The sequence below is a fragment of the Rhizobium sp. BK661 genome, from assembly GCF_024808825.1.
In the GTDB taxonomy this organism is placed as follows: domain Bacteria; phylum Pseudomonadota; class Alphaproteobacteria; order Rhizobiales; family Rhizobiaceae; genus Rhizobium.
Genome location: NZ_JANTYT010000030.1, coordinates 1 through 22,991 on the forward strand (window position 1 = coordinate 1; position 22,991 = coordinate 22,991).

At 58.5% G+C, this 22,991-nt stretch carries 22 protein-coding genes; 6 read left to right on the forward strand and 16 right to left on the reverse strand.

Features of this window, described 5'->3' with window-relative positions:
- Window positions 1-149: 149 nt before the first annotated feature.
- Entirely contained in the window at window positions 150-1,361 is a 1,212-nt protein-coding gene (locus tag FHX16_RS29405; RefSeq protein ID WP_259131821.1) for a DUF1173 domain-containing protein, read from the forward strand.
- Between the two features lie 278 nt (window positions 1,362-1,639).
- Here the strand turns inward: FHX16_RS29405 and FHX16_RS29410 are convergent, their stop codons facing one another.
- The 14 genes from FHX16_RS29410 to FHX16_RS29475 all read right to left on the reverse strand — a co-directional run bounded on the left by FHX16_RS29410 (window position 1,640) and on the right by FHX16_RS29475 (window position 15,069).
- On the reverse strand, window positions 1,640-1,951 hold the full coding sequence (locus tag FHX16_RS29410; RefSeq protein WP_183758810.1) for a DUF736 domain-containing protein: 312 nt from the start codon (window positions 1,949-1,951) through the stop codon (window positions 1,640-1,642).
- A 731-nt stretch (window positions 1,952-2,682) separates the two neighbouring features.
- Complete coding sequence (locus tag FHX16_RS29415) at window positions 2,683-4,692, reverse strand: type IV secretory system conjugative DNA transfer family protein (RefSeq protein WP_259131825.1); 2,010 nt, start codon at window positions 4,690-4,692, stop codon at window positions 2,683-2,685.
- Entirely contained in the window at window positions 4,689-5,714 is a 1,026-nt protein-coding gene (virB11, locus tag FHX16_RS29420; RefSeq protein ID WP_183758806.1) for a P-type DNA transfer ATPase VirB11, read from the reverse strand. Before virB11 ends, FHX16_RS29415 begins: the two co-directional genes overlap by 4 nt.
- Window positions 5,680-6,915: a type IV secretion system protein VirB10 gene (virB10, locus tag FHX16_RS29425; RefSeq protein ID WP_183758804.1), complete on the reverse strand. Its 1,236-nt coding sequence runs from the start codon at window positions 6,913-6,915 to the stop codon at window positions 5,680-5,682. The genes virB11 and virB10 overlap by 35 nt, the downstream gene beginning before the upstream one ends.
- On the reverse strand, window positions 6,915-7,727 hold the full coding sequence (locus FHX16_RS29430) for a TrbG/VirB9 family P-type conjugative transfer protein (protein ID WP_405049338.1): 813 nt from the start codon (window positions 7,725-7,727) through the stop codon (window positions 6,915-6,917). The genes virB10 and FHX16_RS29430 overlap by 1 nt, the downstream gene beginning before the upstream one ends.
- Window positions 7,724-8,416 (reverse strand): virB8 family protein, encoded by a 693-nt coding sequence (locus tag FHX16_RS29435; protein ID WP_183758802.1) that lies wholly within the window; start codon window positions 8,414-8,416, stop codon window positions 7,724-7,726. The genes FHX16_RS29430 and FHX16_RS29435 overlap by 4 nt, the downstream gene beginning before the upstream one ends.
- 22 nt (window positions 8,417-8,438) lie before the next feature.
- Window positions 8,439-9,467: a type IV secretion system protein gene (locus tag FHX16_RS29440; RefSeq protein WP_183758800.1), complete on the reverse strand. Its 1,029-nt coding sequence runs from the start codon at window positions 9,465-9,467 to the stop codon at window positions 8,439-8,441.
- Window positions 9,467-9,685, reverse strand: coding sequence for a hypothetical protein (locus tag FHX16_RS29445; protein WP_183758798.1), 219 nt, complete (start codon window positions 9,683-9,685; stop codon window positions 9,467-9,469). The genes FHX16_RS29440 and FHX16_RS29445 overlap by 1 nt, the downstream gene beginning before the upstream one ends.
- A gap of 1 nt (window position 9,686) precedes the next feature.
- Window positions 9,687-10,388: a type IV secretion system protein gene (locus tag FHX16_RS29450; RefSeq protein WP_183758796.1), complete on the reverse strand. Its 702-nt coding sequence runs from the start codon at window positions 10,386-10,388 to the stop codon at window positions 9,687-9,689.
- Window positions 10,389-10,402: 14 nt separating this feature from the next.
- Window positions 10,403-11,506, reverse strand: coding sequence for a lytic transglycosylase domain-containing protein (locus FHX16_RS29455; RefSeq protein ID WP_183758794.1), 1,104 nt, complete (start codon window positions 11,504-11,506; stop codon window positions 10,403-10,405).
- Window positions 11,503-13,914: a VirB4 family type IV secretion/conjugal transfer ATPase gene (locus tag FHX16_RS29460; RefSeq protein WP_183758792.1), complete on the reverse strand. Its 2,412-nt coding sequence runs from the start codon at window positions 13,912-13,914 to the stop codon at window positions 11,503-11,505. Before FHX16_RS29460 ends, FHX16_RS29455 begins: the two co-directional genes overlap by 4 nt.
- 3 nt (window positions 13,915-13,917) lie before the next feature.
- On the reverse strand, window positions 13,918-14,214 hold the full coding sequence (locus tag FHX16_RS29465) for a type IV secretion system protein VirB3 (RefSeq protein ID WP_183758790.1): 297 nt from the start codon (window positions 14,212-14,214) through the stop codon (window positions 13,918-13,920).
- Between the two features lie 4 nt (window positions 14,215-14,218).
- Window positions 14,219-14,557 (reverse strand): TrbC/VirB2 family protein, encoded by a 339-nt coding sequence (locus tag FHX16_RS29470; protein WP_183758789.1) that lies wholly within the window; start codon window positions 14,555-14,557, stop codon window positions 14,219-14,221.
- Window positions 14,558-14,574: 17 nt separating this feature from the next.
- On the reverse strand, window positions 14,575-15,069 hold the full coding sequence (locus FHX16_RS29475) for a lytic transglycosylase domain-containing protein (RefSeq protein WP_183758824.1): 495 nt from the start codon (window positions 15,067-15,069) through the stop codon (window positions 14,575-14,577).
- Window positions 15,070-15,614: 545 nt separating this feature from the next.
- On the opposite strand from FHX16_RS29475, the gene FHX16_RS29480 reads away from it, so the two are divergent.
- The 5 genes from FHX16_RS29480 (at window position 15,615) to FHX16_RS29500 (ending at window position 19,049) form a co-directional block, all read left to right on the forward strand.
- The gene (locus FHX16_RS29480; protein ID WP_259131880.1) at window positions 15,615-16,187 is read left to right on the forward strand and encodes a hypothetical protein; all 573 of its coding nucleotides are present in this window, start codon (window positions 15,615-15,617) and stop codon (window positions 16,185-16,187) included.
- Window positions 16,184-16,849, forward strand: coding sequence for a thermonuclease family protein (locus FHX16_RS29485; RefSeq protein WP_259131836.1), 666 nt, complete (start codon window positions 16,184-16,186; stop codon window positions 16,847-16,849). The genes FHX16_RS29480 and FHX16_RS29485 overlap by 4 nt, the downstream gene beginning before the upstream one ends.
- A gap of 727 nt (window positions 16,850-17,576) precedes the next feature.
- On the forward strand, window positions 17,577-17,804 hold the full coding sequence (locus tag FHX16_RS29490) for a DUF4160 domain-containing protein (protein WP_259131839.1): 228 nt from the start codon (window positions 17,577-17,579) through the stop codon (window positions 17,802-17,804).
- Entirely contained in the window at window positions 17,797-18,252 is a 456-nt protein-coding gene (locus FHX16_RS29495; protein ID WP_259131841.1) for a DUF2442 domain-containing protein, read from the forward strand. The genes FHX16_RS29490 and FHX16_RS29495 overlap by 8 nt, the downstream gene beginning before the upstream one ends.
- Window positions 18,253-18,506: 254 nt before the next feature.
- Window positions 18,507-19,049 (forward strand): DUF1003 domain-containing protein, encoded by a 543-nt coding sequence (locus FHX16_RS29500; RefSeq protein ID WP_183758781.1) that lies wholly within the window; start codon window positions 18,507-18,509, stop codon window positions 19,047-19,049.
- 72 nt (window positions 19,050-19,121) lie between these two features.
- On the opposite strand, the gene FHX16_RS29505 is transcribed toward FHX16_RS29500, so the two are convergent.
- Together FHX16_RS29505 and FHX16_RS29510 are read right to left on the reverse strand one after the other, a co-directional pair.
- A complete protein-coding gene (locus FHX16_RS29505; RefSeq protein WP_259131844.1) occupies window positions 19,122-21,860 on the reverse strand; it encodes an EAL domain-containing protein in 2,739 nt (912 codons plus the stop codon).
- On the reverse strand, window positions 21,857-22,855 hold the full coding sequence (locus FHX16_RS29510; protein WP_183758779.1) for a FecR domain-containing protein: 999 nt from the start codon (window positions 22,853-22,855) through the stop codon (window positions 21,857-21,859). The genes FHX16_RS29505 and FHX16_RS29510 overlap by 4 nt, the downstream gene beginning before the upstream one ends.
- Window positions 22,856-22,991 lie beyond the last annotated feature (136 nt).

Below are 22,991 nucleotides of genomic sequence, written 5' to 3' on the forward strand. Positions count from 1 at the left end.
AGTGCAGCGAAGCGGAGAGAAAATCGGAGGGGCCGTGCGGCCTTGAGCTGGCTTTACCCACCCGGCACACTGGCCCGGTCTGAGCTGACAGTTTTGGCTCTCGTGTGGCACCAGTCTTTCCCTTGCGTCCGGGTGCCAAGGGTGCTGTCGTGACGAGGCGCTATCGGTTCGACTGTGTCGAGTGCAGTGAAGATCATAGGGCGTTTGCGGAACTTCTGGGCGATGCCTATAGCAAACGCGTCCGCCCCCTCTGCCTCTGCCGGGATCCCGGAGTGGAAATGTACATCGCAGATGTCGGCGGACAGCTCGTCGTCAAGCGCATGCCGCTGACCGGTGGCCGCCATGATCCGGCTTGCCCATCCTACGAGCTGCCCTACGATCTGTCAGGACTGGGTCCATTGCTGGGTAGCGCGATCAAGCTGGACGGGGCAGACGGACTGGCGTCTTTGAAGCTGGATTTCGCGCTGACAAAGCGGGCAGCGACAGCACGTGCAGCGACCGCCTCGCTGGGCGCCAAAAGCGTTAAGATCAAGGGGAAGAAACTGTCGCTGCGCGCGCTCCTGCATTTCCTGTGGCATGAAAGCGGGCTGACGGAATGGACGGCAAACTGGAGCGGCAGGCGTCACTGGTGGCAGGTCTATCATCATTTGGTCGACGCGGCCGGCCACATGACAGTCAGCGGCGAGGCTCTTTCTGAGTGCCTATTGATACCCGAGCCCTTCAAGACCGAGGACAAGCTTGCGATCGAAGAGCGACGCTCCTACAAGCTCCGGCGCCTTTTCCAGCCATCAGCGGGATCAGGGCGGCTGATGATCCTTGTCGGCGAGGTCAAGGATTTCGGGGGGGCGCGAAATGGTCGACAGATCGTGATCAGGCATATGCCCGGGTTTCGTCTTCATCTCGAGGAGGAAACCTGGAAGAACGTTCAGCGCCGCTTCGAGCCGGAGCTCAAACTTTGGCAATCTGGCGAGACTTCGCATTTGATGATGATCGCGACAATTGCGAGCGGAGACGCTGGCATCCTTACCGTCAACGAAATCGCACTGATGAGCGTGAGCGAACAATGGCTGCCGATCGAGAGTGCCTACGAGCGACAGCTCGTCGAACGTCTGGCCCGCCTGCGGACAAAATCTGTGAAAGGTTTGCGCTTTGATCTTAGCCGCGGTCAGCCTTTTGCCAATGCGACCTTGCCTGAGATGAAGCCGCAGCCGGTCGCGCTTTATATCGTGCCGCCGTCGGCCGACGAGGCATTCGAAGAGGGGCTTAAGGAGATGCTCGTCGCAAGACCTGACCTCTCGGCATGGATCTGGCGAGTTGCAGATGGCGAGATGCCTTCGCTGCCGCTGCAGATCCAGGGGTGAATGCCGTCTGATGTCCCGGACCTGGAATCCGTCGAAGCGGGGGTTCTGCAATGATCACCGCAGGGGCCGTGAAACGTTGCGAAGAGCGCTGGCCGGGTTCTCGTAAGTTCGAGGCGAAGGAGGCGGCGGGGCGCAGGGCGTTAGTCGGGAGCGACGCGACGATCGAGCCTCCGCCGGTAATAACCGGCTTCACAAAAGCAATCTGAACGGCGCGCTCAACAGGTGACATGGGAAATGCCCCGCCCTGTTCGGGCGGGGCCTCATTCAGTGGCAGTGGCTCATTTGCGGGCGCTGCGCGACCAGATGAGCTGAAGTCCCTCCTGGCCCTGGACTTCGGCCAGCGTCGCGTAGATCGGTGCTGCAAACGATGGGTCGTCGAGCTTGACCGAGATGTAGTCGCGTTCACTCTCGCGGGCCTGCTTTTGCCACCCGGCGCCGAACTCGACCGTTCCGGCCAGTACCCGGAAGTCCGGGGCGTCTTCCGACGAGCGTTCGACGCGAACGATCTTGGCTTTGACATTGAGGTTGAGGGTCTTGATCGTGCCGGTGAAGCCGTCGCTGGAAGCGGTGAAAGAGCCGATGGTTGCCATTGCTGTCTTCCTTCTGTTGATCGGGCCGCGCCCATCGCGGTCTCGATGGCTGTCGATGAGACCGAAGACGGGCGGCGCGCATCTTCAAAGACCGCAACGAAGTGGAGGACGGCCTGGTCGAGGCTTTCTTGTCATCGCGAGGAATGACGGCCCTGGCCGGCAGGGGAAGAAAACGAGCCGGCCGTTGCGCCATGCCGAACGAGCCGAGCAAGGCGAGGCGGTCTTGGGTCAGACAAGCCTCATCGAGATCGCGCTGGAGCGCCCTGTCAAAACGGGGGACACAGCCAGGCAATCACCGAGAAACGCTCGCACGATGCCTTCGCTGCCCGATCGATCCGGCCGTAATTCAGGGCTCTACTTCATCGCATCAAACTTCGGGAGACTCTAGGTTTGACGGGTACTGCCTCTTTGTCGCGCTGGCGCTGCGGCAAGGACAGGATCCGCGTCACTTCGCACTGCGTCGATCTGCTCGTGTCGGCTGCTGTTCGTGCCGATAACACGATGCCACGGCTGAAGCAGCGGGTCGTGGACAACGCTTCCCGTGTTGCACACCGCCTGCCGGAGTGTGCGATGTGGCCGGCAAAATCACGGGCGTGGTTCTCCGAGGTCCTTGATTTAGAGCGAAGGAGACCGCGACCGACACGTAAGTTCGTCAGTAATCCGCCGGCGGCTCCGGGCCGGCATCCTCGCGGAAAACGAGGCACCAATAGGCGGCAGGTTTTCTCAGCTGTTCAGCTCACGTCATCGTCGAGTGATTCGAGACCGACATCGGTGGGGTCCGGCACGGTGTTTGCCAGGATATGTTGGATGCTCGCGCGTTGCTCGGCCGTCAGAGCAGTGTCGCGAAGAGTTCTTGCCACTATTGCATCAAGGCGCAATGCGGTCATCGAAAGTCTTGCTTCGGAACCGGGGCTGCCTGCGGTCACGACGGAGCGGGACCGTGCCGATGCAACGGATGTCTCGTCGTTGACCGCTTCTGCAATGACGACGGGCGCCGGGACGGGTTCGTCCACGACAGGTCCTTGCTCTTGCTGGAGATCGGTCGCTAGTTCCTCGCGATCTGCCACCATATCCGGCACGGTGGAGTTCGGCGGCAAATCGATTTCGGGGATCTCGACGCTGGCGTAGGTTCCATGGGCTGCAGCGCTTTTGAACGGCTCGACCGCGTGGTAGCGCAGTTTGCCTGCCAGGATCGGCTTTTGACCCTCGACGAGGAGAATTGCCCGATCTTCCGGCATCTGCCGGATCTCCTGCGGCATCATCAGGTCGCGTTCGCGGATCTGTTCGACCCTGGTTCGACGCGGAAGGCCGAGGCGCTCGATCGTGCGCGTTTCCGATTGGTAACGGATTGTCCGTTTGCCGAGCGAGCGCGAGGCGTATTCCGCTGTTGCCTGATCATTGGCACCGAGGATCAGTTGCAGGCCGCAGTTGCCAAGCAGTGAATGGCGGGTAGTTTCTCCGTAGATCTCATCGATGCTTTTCAGATCCTGGACGATGAAAGCCATCTTGATGTTGTAGCCTGCGATATAGGGGAGCTTGTTAAGAACTTCGTCCATGCGCTTTAGCTGCCGGAATTCGTCGAGCAGGAAATAGACCGGCACGGCATTCGGATCATGGTCGCGTGTCAGGAGATCCATCAGCTGCTGCACGAAGAGGGTCAGCAACGGTCGAAGGATGGTCATGTCGGTGATGTTGGGTGCAAGATAGATCGTCACCGGTCGGCGCTGGAGGGATACGATGTTCATGTCGGTGACGGCGGTCGCTGCGACAACGCGTTCGTTACGGAACGGCGCCAGCGCTTTCTGGATATCGAGGAGGGCGGAGCGGGCTGCCCGCTCATTGAGCGCGATGTATGCGTTGAAGCTGGAGACCGTGAAGCGCGACAGATCTTTCTCTTTCTCCTTGAGCGATTTCATCAGGACCTGCAGGTCCTCACCGGTGTTGAAGAAGGCGTTGACCTCGCCGAGATTGCGCCGGTTGCGATAATGCCGGCTCTCCAGGACATAACTGATGACGCCGGCAATTACCTGCTGCGCCAGTCCCTGCCAGACGGCATTATCGGATCCGGCGGACTCGGGGATGAGAATTGCCGCCATATTCTGGATGTCGATGGTCCTTTCGCCGCGATCGGCCCGCACGAAATCCAGCGGGTTCCAGCGATGGGTCCTCGACGCACCTGGCGAAAACAAGAAGACCTGGTTGCCTCTTGCCTTCCGGTAGGCGGCGGTGCGTTCGAATATTTCGCCTTTCAGGTCTGAGACGATCATCGAGCCTTTAAACATCAGGGCATTCGGGATCACGTAACCGACACCCTTTCCGGAGCGGGTCGGCCCAATGATCAGGTGGTGACGGTCGTCCTTGCGTCGAAGGATACGCCCGCCCAGTCGGCCGAAGATATGGCCGTCGCGACGAAACCAGCCGGCGCGTCGGAGTGAGGCAACGTCCTGGAAGGCGGCATCACCAAGCGGGTTCGATGTTCGTCTTATCCCAAAGGCGGCCGCCGCCGCCCCTGCGGCGACTGCAGGAAGCAATGCGGAAAGGGCTGCGACCTGCAACGACCTGTTATCTGCATAGGCAATGAACTGACGCATGGGGGCAAGCGGGTCCGTTGTCGTCATCAGCCTCAGGATCCGGCCATCCCTCCAGACGATTTGCAGGATAAGACTGTAACTCAGCATCCAGATGGCGACTGCGATCAGCAGGCAGAAACAGAAATAGGTAACGAGGTAAGAGCGGCTCATGTCGACTGTGGCGCATAGTGGATTTCGGAAACGCCGCGACGACCTCCGTCACGCCGAAGCTGGATGACGATCGGGATGACCATGCGGATATAGGACATCAGATCCTGCCTGGAGTAACCGGACGTCATGCCTGCCTGCATCATCATCATGGCGAGTTGCTCATAGGCGCCCATCGGCGTATCGGCATGCACGGTCGACATGCTACCGGGATGACCGGTATTGATGGCACGAAGGAACGCGAATGCCTCCGCACCGCGGATTTCGCCGACAAACAGCCTGTCGGGCCGCATGCGCAGTGCTGCCTCAAGCAGCGACTGGATCGTCACCTGAGCCGTGCCCTGATCGCCGCGAGAGGCGAGAAGATGAACGCGATTGCGCTGCGACGGTAAAAGCTCCCGTGTATCCTCGAGTGTCAGGATGCGCTCGTGTTCATCCACCGACTTCAGACAGGCATTCAGGAAGGTGGTCTTTCCGGTCGAGGTGCCGCCGCTGATCAGAATGGAGACGCGGCGCAGAATAGCGGTTTCGATAAAGTCGTGGATGGAGCCGGCCTGAAGCAGTGCCGTCAGGTGATGTTCAGTCTCGCTCGGACCACCGACAGTTACGCAAACCCTGTCCAGCCCGCCACTGTTCCGGTAGTCGGCGAGGCTCAGGTCGTTGATGACCTGCTTTCTGATCGAGAGTGCTCCGCCGTCGGGTGCTGCTGGCGGCAGTATGATCTGAATGCGTTCGCCGGACGGCAATGCAGCGCTCAACAAAGGATTGGCGCGGCTGATGAACTGGCTGCTGGCAGCCGCAACCCGCTCTCCGATATGCTCGATCTGCGCGCACGTCAGTGCCGGGATCGCGTGGAATTCCATTGCCGAGGCACCGAGACGTTCGACGAAGACCTCGCCAGGACGATTGACGGAAATCTCCATGACGGATGGATCGCCAAGAAAGTCTGCCAGCGGCGAAAGCGCGCGGCGCAGGAAGTAGTGTGGGTCGTTACCGGAAACGGTCCTGATTAAGGCCTCGCTCATGCTTGATTTCCTTCAGCGCTTCCTGGACCGGATCCGGATACATGGCGGAAAAGTCGAGGTCCTGGCGGACGTAGACGAAGATACGCTCGCCCTGGTGGACGCTGATCGTTGGCGGGATCTTGAGGTTTTCGGAAAGCGCCTGGTTGGCCATGTCGGAAAATGTCTGGGCAATTGTCTGCCGCGCGAGGTCGGCCGCCTCGCCCGACCGGGAATCCCCATCGCTGCCTGTGGCAAACTGGTTGCTGCCATATCCGGTCAGATAGGATGACCCTGCACCGACGACAGAGAGCAGGATCGCGGAGCCGAAGCGTTCGCGCCACTTGTTGTCAACCCGGCCGGTGAGGCCGGAACGTCCGAGACTGTCGGCTCCTATGCTGTTCAGCCGAACCGAGACCCCGTCATCGCGCAGCAAACGCGTCCAGATTATGAAAATCCGCTTTTGTCCGCGCGTGATATCCGACTGGTATTCGCCGATCAGACGCGTGCCGGTCGGGATCAGCACCCGGCGACCGTCGAAGGAATAGACATCCTGAGATGTGATGGCGCGGATTTGTCCCGGGAGATCGCTGTTTACAGCGGTCTCGAGAATGCCAGGGATAAGGGTTCCTTCGGGGATCAGCGCATCGATGCGGGCAATCTGGCGAGCCTTGGCCGATCGGTCGGCAATGGCGGATGCCGCAGCCAGATACTTGCTGTTGCGGTCCTCGCCGGCAACGATTGCTCCGCCGGCCTCGTTACTGTTCACCGATGCCGCATCGCTTGCCGTTGCCACGATGTCGGCGACGATCTGCTTTGACCGGTATCGTTCCGGGAACACATCCGCTTCGGAAGGAGCCGCGTCGACAGCCGGCGCTGGCGCCGGAGGGGGAGGGACATTGAACTCGCTCGCCTCGGGTTCGGGTGCGGGGGGCGGCGGTGGTGGCTCGGGGATCTGGATGATGTTGTCGGCCGGGGGTGCTACTTCCTTTTTCTCCTCGCGCAGGAATGACGGTGGCCTGAACGTCGTGGTGGAAAACTCCTCGTCTTCCTGCAGGGCATTTTGAGCCGGCTTTTGCGGCGAAAGAACGAAGACATAGGCAAGCGCTGCTCCGCCAAGCACAAGGGCAGTGCCGCCAAGCATGCGCTTTCCTCGAACGTGCCTGTCACGCACTTCGGCTTCATCGGCGGCAAGCATTGCTTCCAGTTCCGGAGAGCGCTGCATCAGTTGCCGCTCCTTCGACGAATGCTTGCCTTGTCCTCCGGGGAGGGTCCAAGGATTGCCGGATCCGGCCCGCCGAAGTCCGGTTGTCCCAAATTGAAAATACAGGTCCAGTCATTTCCATCGCGCAGCGTGTACTGGACCGCCGTGCCGTCAACGACGAGGTAGTCTGCTTCGCGCCGCATGTTGCGAAGCGTCTCACTGAAATCATCGTTGACGGCAAAGATTGCCGGCACCTTGGAACCGAACTTGAAGAAGGTCTTTTTGCCATCATCGAAGACCATCAGCGGCTTCAGGCCGGGATTGCCGGAGAACGAATAGTTTATGTTGACGTTGGCCTTGTCGATGCCTGAGATGTTCGGATAGGAGGCGCGGGCTTCTGCCTCTTTCAAGAGAGACCTGTTCAGGTCCCGGTCCGGGTAGACAAAGCGGATGCCGAAGACCTGTCTTTTGTCCTCGGGCGCAAAGTCGTCGAGCTCCAGATAATAGATCCTTTTCGTGGTCACGACGTTGAGGTTGGTCGCTACATTCCTTGCCTTCGGCTTGACGAAGAGAATATTGCCCTTGTCCGTCGGCACCACGTCCCAGCTTTCGGTGTCGCCAACAGCGATGGTCTCGAACGTCTCGTCCTCGTCGAAGATGATCATGGTCGAAATCCCGTAAGTGGCGGAGACCCGCACGACGTTTTCGGGCTGGTAGACGACACGGGTCACACGCGGATCAAGCCGGCCGGCGGATGGTGTCTCCGCACTTGCCAAAGGCAGGGCTTGCGCAAGAACGGCGAGAGCCGCGGCAATCATTCTATAGCCTCTCACTGGTTATTCTCCGTCACGGTTTCCTGGTCGCGCCGGTAGTCATAGACCTGAAAGCCGAGCGGATTTTCAAAGCGCCACTCATTGGTCGCAGGCGTATCGGTGTAGCGATAGCGCACCACGGCAATCCAATGGCGGGTGATGGTATCCGTGTCGGAAATTTCACTTGTCGAGAAACGGACGATCCCGGTCGAGCTGTTCGGAAACGTCACCGATGCAATTTCGGTCGTCACCTTCCTGTTCTTGCCAAAGACCCTTGCGGGATTCTTCGCATTGGCGGCGCTATAAAGCTCCTGCAGCTCGCGCGCGGCATCGCCGGTAGAAAGCAATGCGGCAACCCCGAAATTTTCTTCGATGGCGTAGGGATCATAACCCTCGCGGGAGCGGATGTAGCGAACGATGTTGGCCTGGGTGATCGCCTGCTTGTCGGTGAGACTGGCCGGCCGTGTCAGGCCACTCTTGACTTCGACATAGCCGGTATTCCTGTCGACCTCGACGATATAAGGCTCGAAGCTTTTGAGCGGGACGATGAGGACGAGCGCCGAAAGGGCAAGCACCGTAATGCCTGCGAAGACCGAGGTCACCAGCCAGGCAAGCGTTCGCGATCGCTTCGCCTTCTTGACGATTTCCTGTTCCCAGATGTCTCCGCTCTGGTAATAGGTGCGAAGATCAAGTTCTCTTTTGTCAGCCATCGTTCAAGCTCTTTGTGATCGTTCAGCCGGGAAGGCCCTGTCTGGAAATTTTTGTTTGCATGGCGTCACGCGCGCCGGAAGCAGCGGGATTATTATCGTTCGTGGTGAAGCGGCTTGAGAGTGAACGGCCAGCGCGATAGGCGCGCCTGGCGCCGCCTGTCGTTGCACCTGCTGCGTTGATCGGAAGTCGTAACCCAAGCAGGGCCGACGTTCTTGTTGCAGCGCTCCCGACGCCATAGGCGATACCGCCTGCGATCCCTTGCCCGATCGACTGGATGTAAAGCATCACGAATCCGCCGGCGAGACTGAGCAGCAGGAAGCCGGCAATGTCGGGAAGTGTCAGCGTGCGGGAATTGCTTGCTGCATCGATCTTCGTCAGCTCCGGGTCCATCGCGGAAATCAGGAAGGCAGCAATGACGTAGATGAAGAGCGGGATCAGCGCATAGGTCAGCACCTGGTTGAACCAGCCCATGCCGTAGGCCCGCGTCCGGTCAAACAGCAGGCAGGCGATGAAGATCGGAGCGGTGCCGATCAGGACCCAGAGCATGACCTTGGCAAGGATGAGGATGGCAAGCGCTATGGCGATGAAGATGCCAGCACCCGCCATGATCAGGATACCGATCATGCTTGGCAGGATGGAGAAATAGCCGGACTGTTCCGCAAACACCGATGCTGCTTCATTGGCGGTGTTCCAGATCTGCGACAGACCGTTTGTCGGCTCGGTAATCCCCGTGCCTGAGGCAGCCAGAATGGCGCGACCGGCATCCTCAGGCGTGTCGCTGAGCCAGCGATAGAAGAGATTGTCGAAATTTGCCCAGGAGCTGACAAGGGTGAGGATCAGCATCATCCTGACGAGCCTGCCAATGACCTCGCCGACGGAAAGTCGTGACGTGCCCATGACGAGCTGCAGACCGTACCAGGCGACGTAGGCCATGAACATGACACGAAGGAGCGGCATCAGTTCATCACCGACGACAGTATAGGCCTGCGCCGAAAAGCTCGATCCTGTCTCTTCAATGCGCTGAAGAAGGGCGCCGAGGAAGTCCTGCATTACCGGCTGTCCTTCCGGGCGGGATCGACAATACCGATCGCGTCAAACGCGGCCATTGGATCGTTGAGGCGGTGCATGGCGCCGCAATCGCTTCTTGGATCGGGGGCATAGGCAAGCGGGCCTGGCCGTTTGCACGGAGCGGACTTTTCCCTTGCGCTGCCGCAGCCCGTCAGGAAAACAGCGCAGGCTGCGGCAATGACCAAAAGCTTTTGGATCATTCTACTTGCCTAAGCTCAGAAGTTTCTTGGTGTTCGAAATATCGGTAAGCCGGCGCTGGTTTTCGGCCTGCAACGATGACACGGCGCCATTCATCACTCCGATCATCTCGTTAAGGGTCAGGCCGGATTGCACCTGCAACTGGGTGTTCTGGTCGATCGATCCCTTGATGTCCTCGGCCGCACCAATTTGCGCTCCAGCCTGCTGAAAAGCATTGCGGCGGGTCTTAAGTGCCGTCTGGGAGCCGTTGATGAGGGCTGAGACGCCAAGCACCGTGTTGACGAGCTGCTCATAGGATTTATCGCCGGAGAAGCCGCTTTCATCCTTTCCCGACAGGCTTTTGACGAGTTGCAGCCCGTTGACGAAGGTTGCTGCTGCTCTTGCGACATCACCGTTCAACGATCCGAAATTCGGCGCCCCCTGCTTCAGGATACCGTCAAGGGATGGGATCGATGAAGCACTGAAGCCGTTACCGACCGCGAGATCCTTCAAGGGGGCTGCCGTGCTACCGCGATCTCCGGTGACCGCCTTCAATGTGTCCTGGACGGTCGTCAGAATGTTCTTGTTGGTATCTAGGATCTTGTCCGTGGTCTCGGCGGTCTGCTTCGCCACCTGGTAGTTGGTCCTGTCAATGACCGGCACGTCGGCAAGGGCTGCCGGCGCAGAGGCAAGCAGGAGGCAAACGGCTACAAGTTCATGTCTCATTGCATCTTCTCCCGTCATTGAGGGTGCAGCAGGAGCTGCACCTGTTTCTCGTCGGATCTCTTCTCGACGCAAGCCCTGGCCTCGTCGCTCCACGTCAGGTTTTGTCGCGGATCACACAGTTGGATGGTGTCGTGGGATTGCCGGACCTCGCTGATTGATGATGACTGCGAGGAGCCCGAGAGGCTGGCGGCGGAAACGGCATTGCGGGAATTGATCAGCTCGGCCATTGCGGCCGTCAACTTGATGACATTATTCATCATCTCGAGGTTGGCGCTGCGCGCAGCGGAATTCTGATCGAAGCTTTCCAGCACGGTTCCAGGTGCTGCGGCGCTGAGCTGCCTGTACCAGCTCGACACGTCGCCAAGACTTGCCGATGTTGAAGCAGTCGTTCCCATGGCGAGCAACGTGGAGGAGCGCATGTTGGTGAAGGCGGTTTCGCCTCCACCAAAGTTCAGGGGGATTGCCGATTTGTCCGAGCCGCCAAACGCGGGCAGCCAAGCCTTGGTAATGAGACCGACATAGCCTTGTGTTTCCTTGAAGGGAGGAATACCGCCGTATTTGCTGACATTGCCAGGCCCTGAATTATAGGCGGCAAGCGCCAGGTTGACGTTGCCTCCAAAACCTTGAAGTTGGTCCTTGTAGTAGCGTGCGCCACCACGCAGGTTCTCTTCGATATTGTTGATATCGACGCCAAGGGCTGCGGCGGTCTCCGGCATGAGTTGGGCAAGGCCGGTCGCTCCGGCTGCTGACCTGGCACATGGATTAAAGCGGCTTTCCTGGTAGACCAGCGCGAGAAACTGGTTTTCGTCCACGTGCTCCTCACGGGCGATACGACGAACGAGGCCCGCGATTTCAGGATTTGCCTCAGCTGCGCCAACCGGATCATTTCGGCGTCCGGGCCGATACATGGAGCAGGTGACCGAGGTATTCATGATGTAGCGATTGTGCTCGATCTCTTCGAGATTGCCGGTTACCCGCTCGCGATGCTGACGCAGGCCAAGTTCAGAACGATCGATCGTCGGCACATCGGCTTTGGCAACGTCGAGTGCGGCAACGAAGCTTGCTGCCGCAAAGGTGATCACTGCCAAAGGCGACCTCGGTGCATCGCAGCCTCTCATGGCTGATCCTCCCAGCCACAGAAGCGGGCAAGCCAGGCTGCCGGAGCGCTGCCACGCTCAGTGCGCAGGCGCTCGCATTCCTCGATGGTTTCCTTGCGGCCGGATAAGACCTTGACGAGGTCCTGCATGAGGGTGAGGTCGAGCCTGGCAATGACGCTGTCATTGCCGTGCTTGATCAGGAACGTGCGCTTTTCAGGCGCGGTGGTGCGGATGAAATTGAATTCCTTTGCCGTCAGACCGAAGCGGCCGACATAGCTTTCTTCGTCAGCACGCGGGTTGGGGAAATGGATGTTGGTGGCAGACTGTTCGATCAGTGTGTGGGCAGCTGGCGAGCGCACGATATCGGCGGCTGATTGCGTGCCGAAGCCGACGATCCCGTTCAGCTTACGGATGGTCTTCATCTTGTCGACGATGAAGTCACAAAAGGTCTGATCCCTCAACAGGCGCCAGCCTTCATCCATGAAGATCATGACCGGCGTGCCGTCGAAGAGTTCTTCGAGGCGGTGATGAATGTACATCAGCGCCGGTGTGCGCACCTCGTCATTGTCAAGGATGCTCGTCATGTCGAACCCAAATATCCGACGGTCGCTGAACGACAGGACGTCTTGGCTTGCGTTGAACAGCCAGGCCTTTTCGCCGTCGATCCAGGGACGAAGCCTGGCATGAAGGTCGTTCTGCTCGGCACGTGATCGGCCGGTCAGAAGTCCGGCAAGGTTCGGCAAGGTTCGCTCTGCCGCAGGCTCTTCCATGAGCCGCAGGATGGCGCGCTCCAGTGTATCTTCTTCCTGCTGGTCGAACACTGCATCACGGTGATTGCGAAGCATCGCCTTCAGCAGCCGAAGCAGGAATTCCCGGTTTTGTCCGGTGTTTTCAAGCTGCAGTGGATTGAAACCTGTCGGGGTTCCCGGCGACAGGATCTCATAGGCACCATTCATCGCCCGAATGAAGATCTCTGCGCCACGATCCTTGTCGAAAAAGATGGCTCGAGGCGTGGGCCTGATCCGGAAAGCCTGTGCCATCAAAAAGGTGAGAGCCACGGTCTTGCCCGAACCGGTGGGGCCTGTGACCAGGAAGTGACCGGTATCACGCTGGTGAAAGTTGAACCAGTAGGGTGTCTGGCTCGTGGTCTCCAGGATGGTGACTGGACGACCCCAATGCACACCCAGCCTCTTGCCAGCGGCAAAATTGTGCATCGAGGAAAGCCCGGAGAAATTGGCACTCGAGAGTAGTGCGCGGCGCGCAATATAGGCGTGATTGCCGGGCAATTGTGCCCAGAAGGAAGCCTCCAGGTTCAGGTCCTCGCGCAACCAGTTGATGTTCATGTCTGTCAGACAGGCGCCGAGATCTGCGACTGACTTGTTGACCCCTGTCATGTCGCGCGACAGGCATAGCAGGGAGAGATGATGGAAACCGAAGACAGCTTCCTGGTTGAGCAGACTGTTCAAGGCGAAATCGACATCGGTTTCGACATCGCTGCCGGCCTCGTCGGATGCGCCGATCTGCCGTTTCAGCCTTGTGATCCTCTCCTGGGCGATTGGCTTGTCGACGAGCGTAAAGGACTGGGTGAGTATGAACTCGTGGTTCACCTGCAACAGCCCGTCGAGCATCCCGGGACCAGTGAAGGGCGGATATTCCTTGATGGAGAGCATGGCGCCAAAGCGGTCATCCTCCCTGATCGGTCCCTGCGCCTGCATGGTGCGCGTGGAAAAATGCAGCCTGGATGTCCCAAGGTAGGTTGCAAGACCCATGCGGGGAAGCCGCATCATCCGCGCAACGCCGCAAGTCAGGAGCGTGTTGAATAAGGCGGCTGGTTCTGAATAGGGCTCGCCGTCAATGCTTGAGATACCAAGGACTGTTGGGCCATATTTGCCGAGATCGCGAACGATATTGCCGACAAGCTCTTCCAACTCTCCAACTGCCTCGCGCAGGTATTCCTGCGACTTGCGGCCGGATGCCCGCCGGAGCATACGACGGGCGCGATCAGCGAGCGCCAGCGCGCCGTGCGTGTCGGACCTCAAAACAGTGAGATAGAGCTCGTTGGTGAACATGCGTTTGCCGGCAAGTGACGCGGCATAGCGCCGGTCGAGCTCTGTGAGGAACGGATCGTCAAACGCGCCATCAAGCGCGGTATCAAGCCGGCGGCGGACGACCGTTGACCAAAGGGAGAACCGACTTGACCCAAGCGCGCGGATCAAGGTGTTCTGCACGAGCGAGCGCATGTTGATCTCAGCCTGGTCCTCCGTCTGGAAGAAGAGCCCGTCCAGCTTGATCGTGCTCGTCAAGGTACCGTCTTCAAGACTGACGACGGTATCCGCCACATGCCTGACGTAGGGGATATGGCGAGCCATGGATCGTTCGCGTTGGCGGACCGAACCGAAGCCGAGTTCCTGGCTGATGACGGCAAGCATAGGTTATGGTCCATAGGAGTTGGTGCCCCAGAACGTCCTGTTCGGTGTTCTCGGGGTGAGACGGGTTATGACCTGCAGCACATCGAGAGCGCGTTGATCCCGACTGCACAGCGTGAAAAGAACGACAAAGGCAATCGGCGCGGTCAGCAGCGCCCATAGTTCATTGCTTATCAGCCAGGCGATGATTGTCAGCCCAATGACGATGACCGCGGCCATGTAAGGAACGCCCCAAACGGTTGGTGAGCGTGTCAGACCGATCACCAAGGGGGTGAGGTGAGGCTTGTCGTCGTCGCTAGTCATGATCCTAGTTCCCGACGGTCGATATCAATTGGTCGACGATGGCAGGCGCCCCGAAGACGAGACCGATCCCAAGGACGACAGCACCGGCGGTGAACCAGCTCAGACGCCCCGCAAAGGCGAGGAAGCCGAGACCAATGACGGCGATGATGGCAACCAGCCGACCGAAGGGACCGGTGATGAAGTCGACGACCGCCTGTACCACTGTCTGCAAGGGAGCAAACGCCTGATTGGTCGCTTGCGCCAGTGCGGCGTCTGCAAAGGTCAACTGCACCAGGATAACTGCACACGTCATGGCTGTAGCTCGCGCAAAGACTTCTTGAAGATGAGACAGGACGGGCTTCATAACCTTCTCCTTCTGGTTCAGAACTGCATGACCCCGCCTTTGAATTGCGGTGGACGAGCGCCAATGATGGTGCGGCCGATGACGTCGGTTTCCCGTCCGGAACCGCCTTTTGTTGGCTCCGTGGTAAAGGTGAGACCGAGTTGGTGATTGATCACGGAGGCCACATAACGGACGGTCTCCGGATAGGCTGGGACCCTACCATTGTCGTGGATGGCCTTTGCACCAGCGTTGTATGCGGCAGCAGCAATGATCGGATTCCTGAACTCGTCGAGAAGGGCGCGCAGGTGGCGTATCCCGCCATCGATATTCTGGACGGGGTCGCAAACGTCGATGACGTTGAGGAGCCGTGCGGTGTCAGGCATCAGTTGCATTGGTCCCCGGGCACCCCCAGGACTGTTGCGAACCCTGTCAAAGCGGCTTTCAGTCCAGGCGATAGCGAGCGCCAAGTCAGGATTGACCTCGTACCTGCCGGCACGATCAACCACCAGGGCCTTGACGTCGTCAACAGACATCGACGATGGGCCACAGGGTGCGGGGGCAGAGGACGGAGCCCGAGTATGGACTGTTTTGGTTCTATCCGGACCTGCCGACTTGTCATGCTTCTCGATCGAGGGATCGACGTGAGCAGCAGCAGAAAGCGAACCAATATAGTTCAAAATGGAAGGGGCCCATAGGCGGTCGATTGCGGCGGTCGCCATGCCCGTGCGTGTTTGAGTGGCCCGCCCCTCGGTATCGGTAGAGGCAACGACTCCAGGTGCTGCTTGTCGGTTCACTTCACCCGAAGCGCCGGCTTTATCAGCAGTCTCGGTAGGTTGGGACCAGGCCGTGACGGATTGCAGGGATGCGAGTGTGATCACAATAGGGATCCAGCTTTTGCGTGGCATGAAACTACCCCTGCGTTCAATGTAAAATGAAAACATATCAAAAATTGCTACTTGTCAATCCCGAAAATGAACTGTTATAGTTTGCAAACTGCCCCCGGCCCGATGTGAAGGGGGATGGGATGGGAAGAGCGGTTTTGGTTCATCAATCGAAAAACTTCGCGCTGCTGGCGGCAATGCTTGTGGTCCCATCGCAGGTCCTGGCTGCGACCCCAGTCGACCGCGCCTACATCAAGTCACTTGAGGCCCCTGGAAAGACAGTTCTTGTGATCGAGTACTACGACGGAGCCAACACGGTGGCGTCTCGAAAGGGATATGCGTCTGCCGCCGGTTTTCGTGCCGTCTCTGCCCTCGACGTTCGCGTCGATAGCGAAACGACCCTGCATCTCTACGGCGTAGAGCCGTGCGAAGGCGAGATGGTAAACCGACGGGAAGGATTTTCCGGCAGTTGCTCGGACTTTGGGCAGCAGCATCTTCAGATTCTTCTCAAGTCGCCGAAGGTGATCCTCTGCCGGGCATTCGTTTCGGAGGAAAATGCGCCGCGGCAGGACGTTACCTGCTTCGGTTATTATTACTTCCCTGGCGTGCTCGACAGCGTCGACAATTTTGAGGAACAGCTGCTTTCTATCGGCGCGCTCAGACTGGCAAAGAACCAGGACGGCTCCCCAATGCGGCCGGATCTTGTAGATGCCGAGAAAATCGGACGCCACGGCTATGGAATGTGGGCCGATCCGAGGACGCGGCCATGACAATCGCGAATTGTTTCGGAGACTTCAACTGTCGCGCCTGCGGCGCGATGTGGAACGTAACGGTGCCGCCACTAGGGGCGGTCGGTATGATGGTGGTCGTTACCATCACCACCGCGACTACCTCTCACAGCGCAGACGCGATCAACGCACAGCCATTGTCGTCGCGACAGCATTCGGGCTCACTCGAACTTGCCGGCAGGGCATCCGTCATCGATGGGCGCACGCTGCTCTTTCCCGAACATGGACTAAGGGTAACGCTCGCGGGCATCGACGGGTGCGACCTTGCGCAATGGGCATTCAATGGCGACGTGCGTAACGCAGCTGGCGATCGCCTGAAACCGGTGCCCTGCGGTGCCTTCGCAAAAGCCTGGCTGAAGAGGTCGATTGGAGCCCACGGCGTCGAATGCCGGATCGAGGGGAGAGGATATCTTCGCACCGGACGTTGTCGCGCCGGTAATCGTGACCTTGCTTTCGAGCTTTTGAGGGTTGGCTGGGCAAGAGTTGCGCCTTGGAACACCGGCGTTGCCGGCGTACCGGCTGGCGCAAAGGCGCGCCATGGACGCCCGTTATGGCATGTGGGGGACGTATGTCCTCGACATGAACGAGTGGGGGCAGAAGGCCATCGATCGCACGGCCAGCCGACGGCCTATCGCCGATTATAATTTACTGCGCCAACGACGCGCTGAGATTTCAACGCCATTTGTTGATGCCAAGCGATTGCCGAAACGTACCGACCGTTGATCGTTTACCGGAGACCGTTGAGATGAAGTCTACCCTCCTTTCCGTTCTACTGCTGTCGAGCGCCGTGAACCATGCAGCAGCCGATGAATGGGGCTGCGAAGTCCTTCTTTGCGCTGCCTCGTCTGATCCATCCTGGCATGGCATTGCAGAATGCCGTCCCCCCATGAGCCGGTTGATTTCGGCCATGAAAAGGCCGGGCTTTTCCTGGCCGACATGTCCGGAGGGCGGTGCTGGAAAACCGGGTTTCGAGAAGTTTGAAGATTGTCCATCAGGCTGGTCACCAGCAGCTGGCGGATTCATGAGTGGACACCACCCGGGTGAGCTGTCGCAGTGCATTCGAAAAGGAAGCGACTGTTGGGAGGGCAGGATTGTCGGAGAAACGAGAGGCGGGCGTCTTTCGAGTGTGGAGCGAGGCGATGTCACCCGCGTTTATCACAGCCGCTGGCGATGTGATTATGTGGACTACATGGCGCGGCCGAGACGGGAAAAGCCATACTACTTCGACATTGTCGATGATGGCAATGCCTCGTCCAGAAGGGTGTACTTCGACTTGAACTGACCTCCACCCGCGCTCAAGAGCTGGCATCCATAATGGCAGGCAGGCGCTTCTCGGCCTTGAAAAAACCCAACTTGTTAGGTTAAATGACAATGGTCACAGTTCTCCGCGAAGCTGGCATGCGTTTTGTCATTTACACGGATGATCATGAACCGGCGCATGTGCATGTTTATGGAAACGCCGAGGCCAGAATCAATATTCTCCGCCTCACGGTATTATCGAACCGTAGAATGATGAAGCGGGACTTGAGTGTGGCCCTTGCGTTTGTTCAAGCAAACCAGCGCCTGTTCACCGAGAAATGGGAGAGTATTCATGGGTGAGATTATCTTCGACGATCATCACTATCGAGACGCTACCCTGAAAGGGGCCGCAGAACGAGCCCATGCGCCGATCCCAGCGACGGTTCGCTTTGATGAAGCGTCCGGGCGTATCGTCGTTGATTTTACGAACGGTGCGGCTTTCATGCTGCCTGCCCGTTCGATACAAGGTCTTGAAAAGGCGACGGTTGCCCAGTTGGCCGAAGTCGAGCTTCTAGGCGAAACAGGTTTGCACTGGGAAAGTCTGGACGTGGACTTTACAATTTCGGGATTGATGAACGGCATTTTCGGAACTGCAAAGTTCCTGGACGCGCAGCGCCGAGGCGGTCAATCCCGATCTGCTGCGAAGATCGAGGCGAGCCGTGCCAACGGTGCAAAAGGCGGACGGCCCCGGAAGATCCGCCAGGTTGGCGGAGAAGTCCTGACTGTTCCAAGGGCGATTGGGTCCTGAAGCGAATGCATCTCCCAACCCGGTGTATGGAGGTTTGGTCTGGCCACGCCACAAATTTGAAGTTGTCATCACAACGACTTAATCAAACCGAGACCATAGCCGGGCATTGAGCTCCGCCTGGAACAGACCTGCCATAATCGACAGGGAGTGCTGCGCGTTATCGTTCAATACAACTCCGTCGCATCCATTCCGCTGTGACGCATTGGAACCTCACGCACAGGACGGGGTTTTGTTCGCAAGCCCGGAGCATCAACATGGCAGCTTCCAATTCCACGTCTCAGTCGAGTGTTTCAAGCCGCCTCGATCGCAATATCGAGGCGCTACTGTCCAGAAGGCGCGAGGAGGAGAGAAAGGCTTCGGCTCAGGACAGGGTTGCAGCAGCTATGACGCATTTTGCGGGTTCGATGACCTTCGTCTACATTAATGCCATCGTGTTCGGAAGCTGGATCCTGATCAATATCGGCGTTCTACCCTTCGTTCCCGCTTTCGACCCGTCGCTCGTCATCCTTGCCATGGTTGCCTCGGTCGAAGCGATATTCATCTCCACCTTCGTAATGATCAGTCAGAATCGGATGGCTGACGCCGACGACAAACGAGCCGACCTCAACCTTCAGATATCGCTACTGGCCGAGCATGAGGCGACTGAGGTTCTGACAATTGTGTCAGCGATTGCGGAAAAGCTCGGAGTGCAGCTTGAGCAAAAGGACGAGATCGAGGAACTGCAAGAGGACGTCACTCCGGAAGACGTGCTCGACACGATGGAGAAGATCTCAAACAGCACCGATGGGCCGTCCTGACGTTGAGATGAAATTCGATTGGCGTAGGGACAGATTTGTAGCGAACTGTCCATCTGAAAGCGGCGGTCCTATTCAAACCTCTTGTAGCACGTGATTTGCCAGCATCTCGCTTGCGGTCTGCGGTTTGCCAAACAGGTATCCCTGGCCTGTCTCGCACCGCAGGTTTTGGAGCGCTTCCATCTCAGCCTCGCCTTCGATGCCTTCCGCAACGATCTCCAGGCCGAGACCATGGGCAATCGACACGATGCCCTTTACGATCTCCATGACGCCGGCGTCCCGCGTCAACCTGCGCACGAAGGACTGATCGATCTTGAGCTTGTCGAGCGGAAGGTCGGCGAGATAGCTCAGCGAGGAATATCCTGTTCCAAAATCGTCCAATGCCAGAGCGACGCCCGCAGCACGTAATGCGGCCATTTTTTCGGTGGAGCGCGCATTATTGTCGAGAAACGTCGATTCAGTCATTTCGATGCAGAGTCGGGATTTGGGCAGTCCGCTTGACGAAAGAGCCAGCCTCACTTCCGCTTCGACGTCTGAGCGTTCGAACTGGATCGGCGAGACGTTGACGGCGACTATGCCATAGGGCCACCTTGAAGCTTCGATACAAGCCTCCATGAGGACCCAGCGGCCAATTTCGCAGATCAGCCCTGATGTCTCGGCAATTGGCACGAACTCAGCTGGCGATATGAGGCCGAGCTCAGGGTGTCGCCACCGCAACAGGGCCTCCGCGCCAACAAATCTGCCGTTTGCAAGGTTGATCTGCGGTTGAAACAGCAGAAAGAACTGACGCCCTGCCATTGCTGTTCGCATGTCGGCTTCAAGGCGACGGGAACGTGCCTGAGCTTGGGCCGTGGCCGGGTCAAACATCGCCCAGCGCGTCGACCCTGCCTTGGCCTCATAAAGCGCGGATTCAGCGGCGCGCAAGGCCTCCTCCGGATCTGTCGGCCCCAGCGGTGCGGCTCCCAGTCGAACAGAGACATTCGTCCGCATATCGTTCGCGAAGAGGGGCTCGTCGAAAAGCGAAACGAGATGTTCAGCAACGACCGCTTTATCCTGGATTTCCTCGAGCCATGCGATCGCAAAAAGGTCACCGTCAATACGCGCAGGCACTGCCTCCACGTTTTCAGAAAGGCGGTTGGCGATTGCTCTGAGCATATTGTCACCGACAGCTCTTCCCAGTGTCGAGCAGATGCGAGAGAACCGATCGACGTCGAGGACCGCGACCATGCCATCGCACCCTTCGATACGCGCGAGAAACTCACGACGACTGAGGAGCCCGGTGAGCTGATCTTCTTCGGACAGCCGCTTCAGCCTGGCTTCGTAGCGCTTGCGGGTGGTGATGTCACGGATGATGATGCAGCCGCCAAATCTTTTTCCGGACTTCGAGATCGCGTCCTCGAGCGGCGAAAGAGTGATGATTGCTTCGTAGTCGAAATGGCTGTCTGCCTCATTTTCGGAAAACTGGACGGTCACTGAGCGAACCAAACCAGGACTTGCGGCAAACTGATGGACCAGTTCACCAAGGGCTCGGGAGACGCGCTCATTTGCGGCGGTGAGAAGATCGGCGCCAAGATCGGATTTCAGGATCGATCTTGCCGACTCGTTGACCTCCACAATCTTCAGGTCGTCGCCGAACGCCACGATCCCATCCGAACTATTGGAGATGATGCGGACCATCAGGCGCCGTGTATTGCTGGCGTTTGTCCTGGCGATAGCTGCGACTACCTGGCCGAGGTCGATGCGCTCGTTCAATGCAAGAACCCATGCGAGGGAGAGCAGCATCCACGGTACCGCGGTTCGGATCACGATCGCGAAGTCCCTCTGGAGAAGATATGCGGCGATCTCGCCGATCAATCCGAATGCTGCCAGCAAACCGCTCGTTCTTGTCACGCCGATGTAGCGAAAGGAAAGCAGGGCCGCGATGAGGCAGGTCGCCAGTAGAAGCTCGAGCGGTCGTTGATCGAATGTCTTGAGTGTGCGGCCCTGAAGCAGTGTTTCGGCCGCCAGGACGTGAATCAAAGGCCCAGCTAGCGCGCCGTAGACAGGGACGGGGAAAATGTCCTTGAGTTCGGTCGCCGAACCACCGACGACGACCGAGCGGCCGGCAAGCTCAGCGGCTCCGACCGTACGGTCAAGAACGTCCGACAGGGAGTAGGTTGGCACGCTTTGCGGGGTGATCGAGAAATCCACCAACTGGCTTTCGATCGCTGCCGAGGCGCCGCCAAGTGCGGCGGCCACGGATGGCGTGGGAATACCGTTATCAATGTCGCCAAGCGAGAACCGTCTGACCAATCCATCCAGGTCAAGTGAAACATTCGCGAAGGCCGGCCAGGATTTGTCGAGGAGTTGAGGGATAGGTCTTGATATCTCGGTTTCCGACGAATTTGCCGACGCTTGCTGGCGAAAAAGGGGAAGCAAGACGCCTCCGCCTGCGCGTTCCAGCGCAGCTGAAAGGAGCGCGTCTTCTTCGGCAGTGGAGGGCGTCGAAAAATCGATATCCAGCACGATGTCGCCAACCTTGGCAGACACGAGCCTGTCCAGCAACTCTCCATAAAGACCCCGCGGCCACGGCCATGTACCAACCTGATCGAGGCTACGTTTGTCGATCGCGACAAAAACGATCTTTCCGGAGGCAGCGCGGTCGGCCAAGGAAAACCGTTTTGCAATCAGCGCGTCGTCCAACTGTACGATTGGACGAAGGTCGGCGCAAAACGCCGCGACACCCAGCATCGCGGCTATGATGACGCAGCGAGATGCGGTCGCTTCAGCGAAACTGCTGGCAACCCGCAGTAAGTTCGCAGCTGCCTTCCTCACCGCCCCTTGCCATTCCCATTCCCGTTCCCTTTTCCGTTGCCGTTATTGCCGCCGCCCCCCTTGCCGTTTCCGTTGTTCCCGCTTCTGCCATGCCCATTGCCGTTGTTTCCGCTAGCGGAATTGCCATGGTTTCCGCTGTTAGAGTTGTTGCCCTTCGCGCCGTTGTTCCCGCCGTTTCCATGACCGGTGTCGCCGCTGTTTCCATTGCCATTGCCGCTGCCACGGGAACGATCCGATCTGTTGTTTCCATTGCTGGATCTATCACCGCCAATGCTGCTTCCGCCAAAGTGGCTCTTGCCGTTGGCAGCCTTAGATCCATCATCGGCCTTCGAAGGCCTATCATTGCTGATGGCCTGCTTCTCGCCCGCCAGTTTTTTGCTTCCCGCGGCCGGAAGCTTTGCTGCCGACGCCGGGACCGACGTGATCGAAGGTCTTGCTTCCTGCCCAGCGACACTCATACCAGTCTTGGCGCCGACGCTGGCGGACTGCTTCGGGCCGACATTTGCCTGCTGGCCGCTGGCAAAGGAGGTAACCTGAACGAGACCTCGGTCGACCTTGACGGATGCCGCCGTCTTGCTGACGGAGACGTGGAAGATCGTCCCTTTTACCACGGCTGCGAGGAAGGGTGTCTGGACTGTTGTGTGCGGTTGGCTCCGCTTCTCGATTTCCAGCTCGAGCGACCCAATCTGTTGCTTGATTTCCGTCTTGCGCGGCGACAAGAAGCCTGACGTCGTCGTGATGGACGCAGTTGTGTTCGGTTGAAATTCGATCCTCTCGACACCGCGAACCAACAGCGCCCGTCCCCGGGTACCTGTGGTAATCGATGCGTGGTTCGGCAAGACGTCTCCGGCATGCAAATCGATCCACTTGGCGTCCCCGAGTGAATATCGAACCTCTTTTGTGGCTTTGGCTACCCGCCAGTCATCATTTGCAGCAAACGAAGACACCGGTACGAGTAAAAATGCGAGAACGATAAAACGGAAACAAGCGAACATGATCTTCCCCTCTGATCTGACGAAGACATCATGGGGTTGTTAAGAATGGCTATAGATCGTCGGCGAAGTTTTCCAGCGTACGGTAACGGACGGAGGTTGCAGTTGGACAGCGTTTTCGAAAACCACTCGCGCAACG